The 12,394-nt window shown below is 31.1% G+C and carries 10 protein-coding genes and 1 pseudogene; 3 read left to right on the top strand and 8 right to left on the bottom strand.

What is annotated here, in order from left to right:
- Positions 1-35: 35 nt before the first annotated feature.
- Together EBB51_RS05930 and EBB51_RS05925 are read right to left on the bottom strand one after the other, a co-directional pair.
- On the bottom strand, positions 36-1,052 hold the full coding sequence (locus EBB51_RS05930; RefSeq protein WP_123053619.1) for an NADH:flavin oxidoreductase: 1,017 nt from the start codon (positions 1,050-1,052) through the stop codon (positions 36-38).
- A gap of 70 nt (positions 1,053-1,122) precedes the next feature.
- Positions 1,123-2,028: an MBL fold metallo-hydrolase gene (locus EBB51_RS05925; protein ID WP_123053618.1), complete on the bottom strand. Its 906-nt coding sequence runs from the start codon at positions 2,026-2,028 to the stop codon at positions 1,123-1,125.
- Positions 2,029-2,215: 187 nt separating this feature from the next.
- Here EBB51_RS05925 and EBB51_RS05920 point away from each other — a divergent pair, with 187 nt between their 5' ends.
- Positions 2,216-3,298: a glucosaminidase domain-containing protein gene (locus tag EBB51_RS05920; RefSeq protein WP_123053617.1), complete on the top strand. Its 1,083-nt coding sequence runs from the start codon at positions 2,216-2,218 to the stop codon at positions 3,296-3,298.
- A gap of 60 nt (positions 3,299-3,358) precedes the next feature.
- Here the strand turns inward: EBB51_RS05920 and EBB51_RS05915 are convergent, their stop codons facing one another.
- Entirely contained in the window at positions 3,359-3,574 is a 216-nt protein-coding gene (locus EBB51_RS05915) for a cation transporter (RefSeq protein WP_123053616.1), read from the bottom strand.
- 415 nt (positions 3,575-3,989) lie between these two features.
- Positions 3,990-6,440, bottom strand: coding sequence for a copper-translocating P-type ATPase (locus tag EBB51_RS05910; protein WP_123053615.1), 2,451 nt, complete (start codon positions 6,438-6,440; stop codon positions 3,990-3,992).
- A gap of 328 nt (positions 6,441-6,768) precedes the next feature.
- Here EBB51_RS05910 and EBB51_RS05905 point away from each other — a divergent pair, with 328 nt between their 5' ends.
- Both EBB51_RS05905 and EBB51_RS05900 read left to right on the top strand, forming a co-directional pair.
- On the top strand, positions 6,769-7,380 hold the full coding sequence (locus tag EBB51_RS05905) for an RNA polymerase sigma factor (RefSeq protein WP_123053614.1): 612 nt from the start codon (positions 6,769-6,771) through the stop codon (positions 7,378-7,380).
- Positions 7,358-8,239 carry a hypothetical protein gene (locus EBB51_RS05900; RefSeq protein WP_123054994.1) on the top strand — a complete coding sequence of 294 codons (882 nt, stop codon included), beginning with the start codon at positions 7,358-7,360 and terminating at the stop codon, positions 8,237-8,239. The genes EBB51_RS05905 and EBB51_RS05900 overlap by 23 nt, the downstream gene beginning before the upstream one ends.
- Positions 8,240-8,330: 91 nt before the next feature.
- On the opposite strand, the pseudogene EBB51_RS05895 reads toward EBB51_RS05900, so the two are convergent.
- The 4 genes and pseudogenes from EBB51_RS05895 to EBB51_RS05880 form a co-directional block, all read right to left on the bottom strand.
- A pseudogene (locus EBB51_RS05895) lies at positions 8,331-8,624 on the bottom strand (aminoacyl--tRNA ligase-related protein); the annotation flags it as partial.
- 260 nt (positions 8,625-8,884) lie between these two features.
- On the bottom strand, positions 8,885-10,615 hold the full coding sequence (locus EBB51_RS05890; RefSeq protein WP_123053613.1) for a DUF4091 domain-containing protein: 1,731 nt from the start codon (positions 10,613-10,615) through the stop codon (positions 8,885-8,887).
- 25 nt (positions 10,616-10,640) lie between these two features.
- Complete coding sequence (locus tag EBB51_RS05885; protein ID WP_243103920.1) at positions 10,641-11,486, bottom strand: carbohydrate ABC transporter permease; 846 nt, start codon at positions 11,484-11,486, stop codon at positions 10,641-10,643.
- Positions 11,483-12,352: a sugar ABC transporter permease gene (locus EBB51_RS05880; RefSeq protein ID WP_123053612.1), complete on the bottom strand. Its 870-nt coding sequence runs from the start codon at positions 12,350-12,352 to the stop codon at positions 11,483-11,485. Before EBB51_RS05880 ends, EBB51_RS05885 begins: the two co-directional genes overlap by 4 nt.
- Positions 12,353-12,394 lie beyond the last annotated feature (42 nt).

Here is a 12,394-nt window from a genome sequence, read left to right as displayed (position 1 = left end):
TCTGTTTTTATGTTCTCTCAAAAATATGGTCTTCTTTATGAGTTCAATATGCAATTCTTATCATCTTTGAAACAATTACCACAGCATATACATTTTGATTTAGTTGTTAGACCATTTACCCATTTATTTATGAGATCAGGCTCACATATAAAGGGTCTTGCCATGGAAAAATACTGTATTTTTGAATCATTTAGTATCCTATCCATATTACATATGCTCCTATTTAATCCTACCAATATTACAGGTGCACTTATTTCTTCAGCTATTTTCTCAGCATAATCTTTATATATAGACTCTTTATTCACATTAGTATTCCAAATTCCGTCGCCGCCGCTTATTTCTATGGCATTTATACCTTTTTTATCTAAAGCCTTACATACATACTGACAATCATTAAAATCAGCTCCACCATCCTCAAAATCTGAACAATTTAATTTTATAAATATGTTAAAATCACTGCCAACTCTACTGCGTATTTCATCATATACTTCAAGTATCAATCTTGCCCTATTTTCTATTGGACCGCCATACTCATCAGTTCTAGTATTATAAATGTGACTTAAGCTCCTGCTTAAATAGTAACCATGAGCTGCATGAATTTGAATTCCATCAAAATTTGCTTGTTTTGCCCTATAAGCAGCATTTCCAAATGCCTTTACTATGTTATCTATATCTACCCTTGACATATCATCGCATAAGCCTAAAGATTTTATACCTTTTTCTTTATTTATATATTCCTTCCCATGCACTATTTGCATTATAATCTTACAATTATTTTTGTGTACCATATCCGTGAGCTTTTTATACTCGTCTACAAAAGAATCATCATATATTCCAAGTATTTTAGGTGCTGGTTTGTCATACCTAAATATTGTAGTATAACTTGTTATAATTAATCCAACCCCACCTTCTGATAGATTTTTATAGAGATTAAACAATTTATCAGTTATATGTCCATTTTTATCTGCCATTTCCTCATATGTTGCTGAACGTACAAATCTATTTTTTAACATCATATTATTTATCTTTGTGATATCAAATAAAGAGTTCATAAAATAATTCCTCCTTTAACACAATATAGGAAAGAAAATTACTTTTAATTTCCTTCCCTATATTATATCACTACTTTAAATTGTTTACTCTTGAATACTTGAGAAATCCATCATATATACCTGCTTCTATTTTTCCTTCTTCATTTAAATATTCAATATATGATTTTAACGACCTATCTATCACGTTATATTTATATATACTGTTTATATGAATATTAAAATTCTCAACTACCGTCTTAAAAATATCTTCAATTCTCATAGTTCCCTTTATGACTTCATATACTTTTTCTGATCTGTGCTTATAAAAACTTATGTTATCTGTTATAAGTTCTTTTATATCATCATAAATACCTTTATGTGCAACTATGTATTTACTACATTTTAAATTATAAAGTTTATTCTTACTTTCTAAATCCTCTTTAAGCATAAGTGCATAAGGCATTTTAGCTCCATTCATAACCTCATAACTTATTAAAGCATCTCCTAAATATGCAGCATCATCAGGTGTAATAATACATATATGTGCGGTACTGTGCCCTGGTGTATGAAGAATTTTAAATTTAATACCACAAACACATATGCTGCTTTGCTCATTTGATATCATAATGTCCGTTTCACAAATCATATGTCCAAAATGTTCTTTAACTTCAGATAGTGTTTGATTACTGTAATAAACTTTTAAATTAACTGCAGAACTACAGATAAAAGCTTCATATTCTGACATTGCAATTATACAATTATACTTTTTCTTTAAATAAGCATTATTTCCAATATGATCTATGTGAGCGTGACTGCATATTATTGCAGCAACTTTAAATTTGTTTTTTTCAAGCATTTCATCTATTCCCTGTCTTTCTCCTTTTGCCCAACCTGAATCAAACATTATAATTTCTTCATCATTAATTTTATAAAATGGTATGTACGTTATTCCCGTGTCAATGCAAAATGTATTTCCTTTTACCTTTTTTATCTCCATATGTTTTTAGTAATTATTCTCCTTTCAAGTTAACTGCATTTAAGTAAAATATATATCAATGTTAAATTTATTTATAGTTTATGTCAAGTTAAAGGATTATTTATCTAAAAGTGCTAAAGATTTTTGTTATAAATACGATAAATAAATTATTGTTATTTTTACATTAATTTTATGGGTAGTGGATACAATGAATTCTTTTGCAGAAAATTTAAAATACATAAAAGTTCTCGATAAAAACGAAGTTTTAGTTTTGCGAAATTATATTTATAAGAAGTATGTAAGTAATACAAAAGTTGAAAATGCAAAGTTATTATCTAATACAGTCAATCATATAATATATTCAAAATTAACTGGTTTACCTGATAAATTCAAGCAGTCAATAAAAGTTAATACTTTAAAAAGTACTTTTATGAATAACAAAAACTCAATTACAATATTGGATATACTTGATTCATGTTTAAAAGATGAATTACTATTGAATAACTTTACAAGTCAACTTGTAACTTGGGTTAATTTGTATACAAAAAACAAAATAAATTTGGATGAATTTTATTCTTATTTGAATACTAAAAACATTAAAGTAAATAAAAGTACAGCTATAGCAGATGAAAACCCTACCAATTCAAGTAATACTTTTAACATTAAGGGCAATGATAGTATTTCGCGTTTAAAGTGTAATAGTCATACAATTGTCCTAGCTATTTCCTTAATTTTGTTTGTATCGTTATATATTGTTACTAGATTTTCACCAATACAGTTTACTAAAGTTGGATACGAAAGCAGGGATATTTTAGGAATCAACAAACAAGTACAAGCATATGGTGAATTTTCAAATCTCCATCTTCCTAAATATATGAGATACACAAATATAAATGAGAAAAAGCTAAAGGAATTTCTAAATGAGCGTAATTCACTTTTAGCATCAGAACCTTATTTTAGTACTATACTTAATACATCGAGAAAGTTTAATTTAAATCCAATTTTGCTCTTTGCAATAACTGGTCAAGAACAAAATTTTGTTCCAAGGAGTGATTCTTCTTGTGAGAAGATAGCAAATAACCCTTTTAATGTTTACCACAGCTGGCAAGAATATAATACAAACATAAAGGATTCATCTGCTATAGCAGCAAGGACGGTTATAAATTTAGCTAAAGGCATGCCTAAAGATTCAGACCCATTTTTATGGATAGGACAGCAGTATGCAGAAGATAAAAACTGGGGAAATGGTGTAAAATCAATATTCAATGAACTATCATCATACGTTCAATAATAATATAAAAACTGCCAGCATAAATTATGCTGGCATATTACTACAATATCTTATTATTTACTATGCTTCTTCTATACTTACTACTTCATAACCTGCATCTTCAACAGCAAATTTTATATCGCCATCTTTAACATCACTATTAGCTTCAACTACTGCAGTTTTAGAAGCCAAATCAACACTTACATTAGTTACCCCGTTAATCTCTTCTAAAGCATTCTTAACATGGTTAACACAGTGTCCGCAGCTCATCCCATCAACAATTATTCTTTTTTTCATTTTTATTTCCCCTTTCATTTATGTAATTTATAGACCTCTAAGGCCTACACTCAACATATACCTGCGTATAAGTTAAGTGTCGACCGCGGTTGTGTATATAGGGTTTCTAGTTTCTGCGTGTAAGTTGATTTGCAAATTAAAGTAACTATATACATTACTTTTAGCTTAAAACTTAGTTTGCACGCAGGGATATGCTGCCAAAATGAAAGCATATATAAATACTTTTTTATCATTCTTGGCTCAGTATTTTAGAAAATCTATAAATATTGATACTGTTTGAGGTACGAGTTTATCAATGTTTATTAGATTTTCAAAATACTGAGCCTTAGAATGATTAAAAGTATTTATCGTGCTGAAGTTTGGCAGCATATCCCGGAGTGTAAACTAAGTTTAGAACTAAAAACCCTACGTTTAACTATACTGCTGGTTTAAAGCCTCTTAGCCTTAATGCATTTGTTAATACTGATACTGAACTTAGGCTCATGGCTAATGCTGCTATCATTGGATTTAGAAGCGGTCCTCCGAAGATATAAAGAACTCCCATTGCCACTGGTATACCCAGCGTATTGTATCCAAATGCCCAAAATAAATTTTCTTTTATATTTGTTATAGTTTTTTTACTTAGCTCTATTGCTGTTACAACATCTACTAGATCACTTCTCATAAGTACGATATCTGCTGATTCCATAGCTACATCTGTTCCCGAACCTATAGCTATACCTACATCTGACTGTGCTAGAGCTGGAGCATCATTTATACCATCTCCAACCATGGCTACTTTTTTGTTTTCAGCTTGAAGTTTTTTGACTTCATTAGCTTTATCCTGTGGTAAAACCTCTGCAAGTATTCTATCTATACCAACCTGTCTTGCTATAGCCCCTGCAGTTTTTTTGTTATCTCCTGTTATCATGGCAACTTCAATTCCCATAGAGTGAAGCTTTTCTATAGCTTTTTTACTATTTTCCTTTACTGTATCTGCTACTGCAATAATACCAATTAGCTTATTATCAAGTGCTGCATACATAGGTGTCTTACCTTCAGAGGCTAATCTATTCGATGTATTCTCTAAGCTTCCTAGGGAAATATTACCTTGAGTCATAAGCTTTCTATTTCCCAAAAGCATCTTGTTATTATCTATTGTAACCTCTATTCCGTAACCTGGAATAGCTCTGAAGAAATCTAACTTTTTAAATTCTAATCCTATTTCTTCTGCACCTTTTACTATTGCTTCTCCTAATGGGTGCTCCGATCCCTTTTCTGCAGAAGCTGCTAGTTGAAGTAAGTAATTTTCTTCTATTTCTCCATTAGTTATTACATCTGTAACCCTTGGTTTTCCTTCAGTTATAGTTCCTGTCTTGTCAAATACAATAGTTTGTATTCTATGAGCTGTTTCTAGTGCAGTACCACTTTTTATAAGTACCCCGTACTCTGCCCCTTTTCCTGTGCCTACCATTATAGCAGTAGGTGTTGCAAGCCCTAAAGCACACGGACATGCTATTACTAGTACAGAAATAAATATTGTAATTACAAAAGCTGTTGGCTTTCCATACATAAACCAAGCAATAGCTGAAATTAAAGCCAAGCTTATTACTACTGGCACAAAATAACCAGATATAACGTCTGCAAGTTTAGCTATAGGAGCCTTAGTGCCTTGTGCATCTTCTACTAATTTTATAATTTGTGCTAGTACTGTATCCTTACCAACTCTTGTAGCTTTATATTTTATAGAACCATTTTTATTAATACTTGCACCAATAACCTTATCTCCAGCAGTTTTTTCTACAGGTATACTTTCACCTGTAAGCATTGATTCATCTATGGAAGTTATTCCTTCAATTACTTCTCCATCTACTGGAATTTTTTCACCTGGTTTTACTAGTACTATATCGTTAGCTTCTACTTCATCTATAGAAATTTCTTCTTCTTTTCCTTCTCTAATTATTATTGCTGTCTTAGGGGCAAGTCCCATAAGCTTCTTTATTGCTTCTGAAGTTTTTCCTTTAGCTACTGACTCTAAATATTTACCTAAGGTTATAAGAGTGAGAATTATACCTGCGGATTCAAAATATAAGTCATGCCATTTGTTTTCTGAGAGTATTTTATATACTCCAAAAACACTGTATAAAAAAGCTGCAGAAGCTCCTATAGCAATAAGGGAATCCATATTTGGGCTCTTTTTTAATAAAGCTCTAAAGCCTACTGTAAAGTATTTTCTTCCAGTAACTATAATAGGCAGTACTAATATAAGTTGTATTACCGCAAATACTTCTATATGCTTCATCGGATCTATTATTGGTGGAAGCATATAATTTAACTTTTCTAATACCATAGGTCCCATAGCTATTATTAGCAATGGAACGGCAAATACTGCTGATACTATGAATCTATTCCACAAACTTTTTATTTCTTTTTCTTTTCTTTGCTTATCCTCATCTACAGTATATTCCTCTTCTAAAGCCTTATATCCTGCTTTTTCTATGACTTTTTTTATATCTGATAATTTTGCTTTTGAAGGTTCAAAACTTACCTTTAACTTTTCTGCAGCGAAGTTTACATTAGCTTCAGTAACTCCATCTATCTTCTTTGCCGCTCTTTCAGCAGCCTTTGCACAAGCTGCACAAGTCATACCTTCTATCTTTAAAGTTTTAGTTGTAACCTCAACTAAAGCTTTGTATCCTGCCTTTTCTACTGCTGCTTGTATATCTGAAATTTTCAGCTTTGAATCATCAAAGCTTACAGTTAACCTTTCTGTAGCAAGATTTACATTTGCCTCAGCCACACCATCCAGCTTTTTTGATGCTCTTTCAACTGCCTTAGCACAAGCTGCGCAAGTCATCCCTTCTATCTTTAATGTTTTGCTTAACATTTAGCTGCTCCTCCTTCCCCCCAGGGGGTATCATATTTTCATATTACTACTGAAAATAAAAAAATGCAATAAATTTAATATTTTTATCATAAAACTTCAAGTTCTGTAATTCTTTCTATGATATTATTTCTCACCTGCATATAAATATTCTATAAAACAAAGGACAATTGACAGAGGACATAGAACAGAGGACAATTGATAGTGAATGAGGATTTTACACCCCACTTGGGAAAATTTACACCCCTGGGGTGATTTTAAAAATTTTGAACCTTTTTCGTGTTTACTGTCTCTTATATAATAGGTGCACCTAAAAGAAGGAGGTAATGACGTGGATGAGATTAGTCTAATACAGCGCTGTAAAGAAGGTGACATGGATGCCTTTAGCGATTTATTTAAAAAATATAACAAACAAGCCATTAAAACAGTTTATCTTATAAGTGGACGAAATGATATAGCAGAAGATGTGGTACAAGAAGCCTTTATAAAATGCTATACAGAAATAAAAAAATTAAGAAATCCTAAAACATTTCAAGCTTGGTTTTATCGTTTACTTACAAGAATAGTATGGCGTTATTGTTCAAAGGAGAAAAATCATTTATACATAGAAAGCATTAATGATAATAAAGATACAATTGCAGATAATTTAGCATTATCTGATATAGTAGAAAAGGGTGAAATTAAAGAACTTATAGATAAAGCTATTAACAAACTAAGTTTGCCTTTAAAAACAACTGTTATTCTCTACTATTATAATGAACTATCTATTAAAGAAATATCAAAAATCTTAGGTTGTTTTCAAGGTACGGTTAAGTCAAGACTTTGTAATGCTAGAAAACTGCTAAAAAAAGAATTACGCAGTAAAAAATTTGAAGGTTACTCTTTTGCTGATAACTCTATTAGGAAGGAGCTAGATGAAAATGTCAAATCAACAACAATTTGAAGATATAATAAAAACGACTTTGGTAAATAAGGCTGAAAAAGTATCTACATCTGATAGCATGTTTGAAAATATAAAATATGAAATTCAATCAAATAAAGGTGGAAAAAAATTTATGTTAAAAGAAAAGTTTTTACCGTTAAACTTAAATATAAAAAAATCTATTATTACTGCATTATGCGGCGTATTTATAATTACTGGATCAATTTTCACATTTTCAACTAGTATTAGGGCTTCTGCACTTCAAAGCATAGGTAAACATGTTAATGGTTATACATGTATAAAGAATTATGATAAAGCCCCATCAAAAGATGAACTAAAAAGAGATTTGGGATATGAAATAAAAATGCCAGCTTTCCTTCCAGAGGGATATAAATTAGTTGATAGTAATATTGATGGTCATGTTGATGGTTCAGCACCACCAGATAAACAATATGATGAAAAACAAGCAACTGCAATATATTCAAAAGATATATTTCACAAAAGCGCTGTATCATTAGGTGTTTCAAAAGTAAACACAGAAAATGATTCACCGATATTTAAGAATGCTAAGACAGTGACTATTGGAAATATTACTGCTTACTGGACAGAATATAAAGTGCATATATTGCCTATAGATATGTTCAATAAAATGTCACAACAGCAAAAGAATGAACTTAATAAAGCTTCTGAAAGTGGTAAAGAAATCTTAATTACTGCTGGAGGTAAGAATGAAAGAAAATTTAATGAGCAATTTAAAACCGCACATTCATTAAAATGGACAGATAACAATGTAAATTATCAACTTACTGATCAAAGTAATAAATTATTAACTTTTGAACAAATGTCACAAATGGCTGAGAGTATAATAAACTCAAAATAACCTAATAAGAAAATAGATTTTAAACTTATTGAAACAAATTAACAACAAAGGCTGCGTATCAAATTAAAAGTTGAATACGCAGCCCTTCATTATTATTTAATGTATGCTCAAAGTATTTTCCACTTTCATAATTTACACGAATTTTTAATCTACGTGTTTGTGCATCACCTAAGTTAGAACAGCTTACTACTTCAAAGTACTTTTTCTGTCTAGGAGACCAAGCTTCTACGTCTACTGATTTTACTTTTAAGTCTGCTAAGTCACCTGAGCAGCATTCTAAAGTTCTTACTGGTATATCTAAAGAACGGAATAAATCTACTGTATTTTGCCATAACTTATCATACCACATCATACTATCTTCTGGCTTACATACAACAATCATTTGAGCTGCTTCCAGAACTTTTCCCAATTACGACTCTATTTTTTCCCTGTTTCTACAACAGTTACTACAACTATTGTGAGATTATTGCTGTTTTAGGATTTTTAATTTTAAAATATATAAATTAAAAATCAAAGAATATATTGAGGCATGTCAGTATTGTCTAGTATTACTTGTAACTCTGGAAAGAACCACATGGGTTGGGTTGAGCTTAGTAAAAAATGATTTAGGTAAACGAGCATAACTATGAATATATGAAATCTATATTATTTCACTAAATAACTCTTAATTAAAGAATTCCTAAACTTAACATACTCTTGATGATTTAATGAATAGCTTAATTTCACATTTCTCTCAGGAATAAATTTCATTTCCTCTTTTTTACCAAGTAAACTTTCCATTTCCTTCATTAATTGATGTTTTGAAACACCCTTCTTTTCTATTTCCTTGAATATATTAAAATCTTGTATTCCAAACAAGAAATTTTTCACTCTTACAGAAGGCATAGGCTTAAGGTCTTTCCCTGGATATACAAAGAACATATCCCCTGCATTCCATTTAGGATATTTATATCTTATGTTCTTAAAAGGATTAGCCGGCCATATGGCATATGCCCATCTTAAAAAACCGTCAAAATCCCAATAATATGTAAACCATCCATTTAACCTACTTTCAATCAGTGGAGATTTAATAAAAATATTCAAATTCTCTGGGAAACAGCAAGAATACCACGTAAATCTGCCCTTCCTATTATTTACTTCTTCCTTTATTTGAGGAAGCTTTTCAATATTCTTTATCACTTCACAGGTATTTAAGGAAAGTCCCTGAATATTTTCTCCAAACTTCTCAAAAAACTGTTGATCATGAATTGCACACTTGAAGTTCACTTTATGCTTTGGAATAGCAGATTCTATAAGCTTTACAGCTTCCTTAAACAATTCAATGTTATTAGGCTCATCGCTTATTACCTTCACTTTACCCCATAACCCTCTTTCAAGCAAATGATCAAATACCAAGGAAAGGTACTTTTTAACCTCTTCCTTAGATCTGAAAAAGTCAAAACACTCTTTCTTTTCGTCATAATAGTTTATTCTTATAGGCTCCTTATAATTCTCTAAAGGATTGCCAAAGGAATAAGCATCCCAATTTCCTACTATTCCAAATATATTTATTTCTTCATCAATGCCATGGTTCATACAAATATCTATATATCTATCAAGTGCTGAAAAGTCGCATTTTATTCTTCCTTGTTGATCTTTTGATACCTTCACAATATTAAATTCATATAAATTTGAAGCATTCTCTTCAAATTGATAGCATCTTTGCCCAGCCCATGGATAATCTGTAATAATCAAATTTATAACTCTTTGTCCTAGGTCTGATAAATCTTTAATATAATTATCTATTATCTTAAAATGTTCCTTTGAAAAATATTCAACATCATAAGCTCTAGCCCAACTACAGGGGTGCTGCCATAAATCTAAATAGAACTCCCCTCCCTTAACAGACTTCATCACATAGTCAATAACTTTAATATTAATGCTCTCTGATGCAATTAATTGTTCTTTTTCATATTCCTTTGTATAATAGGCTCTTATTTTTAAATTAAGCTCATCCTTTGAGAATTCCTTTGGGATCTTTCCAGAAACCCATATCATTTGGCAGCCCTCTTCTATATAAAGAGATTTATGCTTTAAAATTGGATCGCCTACTAAGCTTTCATCATCATTTTTAACGTACCCTAAAAAATTCATATGAAATATCTCTTCATTTTCTGAAATATCTATGCGAACTTTATTATTAAGTCCTTTCCAATGAATATCCTTTGTTTTTTCTAGAGAGCAGAAAAATGGTTCCTCTCCTTTTATTAATATCTGAAATCCAAAGGATTCTTCCTTTATTACTTCCATATTTTTATTTTCTATATTAATAAGCTCTTCTCTGCCTTTTACATGCTTAAAAGAAGAATCTAAAATCTTTAAATCTAGTTTCATCATATTTACCCTCTTTCTCTCTTAAAATCTATCCTTTTACCGATCCTTGTTTCATACCTAATATCAATGACTTTCTAAATATTACAGCAACAACGGCTGGAGGTAAAAGTGCCAGTATACCTGCTGCTGCAGTGATTCCATATTGAACTGAATCCTTTGAGGTAAATTCCGCTACAATCATACTTAAAGGTTTTGTATCAATGGAAGAAGCAAGTATCATAGGAATTTGATATTGACTCCATGTCATCAAAAATATCATAAGTATAACTGCAAAAATAATAGGATAAGAATTAGGCAAAATAATATTTAAAAAAATTCTTACCCGTCCATATCCATCCAGAAATGCTGCTTCATCCAATTCCTTAGGAATGGTATTAATATAGTTCATAAGCACCCAAGTCACCATTGGCAGAAATGAGGATACATAAACTACAGACAGCCAAAACAAATTATCTAAAAATCCAAGATTTGAAAACACGTCATAAAGCGGGATAATAGTAGTAAAAACAGGGATAACAATGGTGATAAGAAGCCCTGTACGTATAGCTTCTTTCCCGTTAAACTTAAAACGTGACAAAGCATAAGCCGCCATTAGTGATATAGGAAGACCTATAAGAAGGGTTATGGTAACAGCTTTCATTGAGTTTTCTAATCCCCTCATAAATATTTCACTCTCCCGGGAATTAAAATTTAAAAGCATACGATAATTGTCCAAAGTGGGATGGTTGGGAAAAAATTGAGTAGTACTGCTAAACATTTCTTTCTCCGAACTTATACTAACTATAAAACACCATATAATTGGACCTAATGTAAACGTCAAAAACATTAATATTGCTGTGGCATAACTTAGTTTTTTCCATAAAGACTTCATCATAGTTCACCTCCTCTGTTAATGCTTCTAATGTAAAAATATCCAAAAGCTCCTGAACTAATCATAATAATATAGGTGATTGCACTGCCAAAACCAAAATTCAAGAAAGAAAAAGTTTGAGTATAGTTATAAATCAAAAGTGGTTCACCTGTAGTTCGAAACCCAACTAATGCTGCTATTTCATCAAAGACATTGATGGCACTCATAGTTAAATTGGTTAATACAATGGCTACAGAGGGCATTAGTAGCGGCATGATAATATTTATAAAAATCTGCTTGGAATTTGCCCCATCTACTTCTGCTGCTTCATAAATTTCTTTTGGTATTGACTGGATGTTTGCCAGAAATACTACAGCGCAAAAAGGAATAACACGCCATGCTACTATAACCCCTACTATAATTAATGTTCCATATCTGGTATTAAGCCATTTAATTGGTTCATGTATCATACCTAGCTTATATAAAATTTTATTCATCAAACCAAAGTCTGAGTAAAATATAAACTTCCATACTTGTCCATTTACAATTGGAGGTAGTGCCCAAGGGATAATGGCAACAGCTGTCAAAAAACCGTTTAATTTAGTTTTACCATTAAGAATGAGGGCAACCACAATACTAAACAGAAATCCAATAACCAATACAACTACCATAACTATCAATGTATTAACAACGGCCTGTTGAAATGCCTGGCTTTTTAATATTTCCTTATAATTTTCAAATCCTATAAAGTGTAAATTTTCTGGATCTGTAAGCTTATACTCCTGCAGACTGTAAAAGAAGGTTTTAATACTTGGATAAAATACTAGGCCGATCATAATAAGTGCTGTTGGTAATAAAAAAGCAAATGCTTGCTTGTCATCTCGTTTCATAAAAGCCTCCTTGATATGCGAAAGGAGGAAGGTTTCCCTCCC

Origin of the sequence: Clostridium sp. JN-1, assembly GCF_003718715.1 — a bacterium.
Lineage (GTDB): Bacteria > Bacillota > Clostridia > Clostridiales > Clostridiaceae > Clostridium_AV.
This window is presented reverse-complemented; position numbering and strand designations above follow the sequence as displayed.

Excerpts from the sequence above, each read along its gene's own strand:
- EBB51_RS05930 (WP_123053619.1), bottom strand. The coding sequence starts at position 1,052 with ATGAACTCTTTATTTGATATCACAAAGATAAATAATATGATGTTAAAA.
- EBB51_RS05925 (WP_123053618.1), bottom strand. The coding sequence starts at position 2,028 with ATGGAGATAAAAAAGGTAAAAGGAAATACATTTTGCATTGACACGGGA.
- EBB51_RS05920 (WP_123053617.1), top strand. The coding sequence starts at position 2,216 with ATGAATTCTTTTGCAGAAAATTTAAAATACATAAAAGTTCTCGATAAA.
- EBB51_RS05915 (WP_123053616.1), bottom strand. The coding sequence starts at position 3,574 with ATGAAAAAAAGAATAATTGTTGATGGGATGAGCTGCGGACACTGTGTT.
- EBB51_RS05910 (WP_123053615.1), bottom strand. The coding sequence starts at position 6,440 with ATGTTAAGCAAAACATTAAAGATAGAAGGGATGACTTGCGCAGCTTGT.
- EBB51_RS05900 (WP_123054994.1), top strand. The coding sequence starts at position 7,358 with ATGTCAAATCAACAACAATTTGAAGATATAATAAAAACGACTTTGGTA.
- EBB51_RS05890 (WP_123053613.1), bottom strand. The coding sequence starts at position 10,615 with ATGATGAAACTAGATTTAAAGATTTTAGATTCTTCTTTTAAGCATGTA.
- EBB51_RS05885 (WP_243103920.1), bottom strand. The coding sequence starts at position 11,486 with ATGATGAAGTCTTTATGGAAAAAACTAAGTTATGCCACAGCAATATTA.
- EBB51_RS05880 (WP_123053612.1), bottom strand. The coding sequence starts at position 12,352 with ATGAAACGAGATGACAAGCAAGCATTTGCTTTTTTATTACCAACAGCA.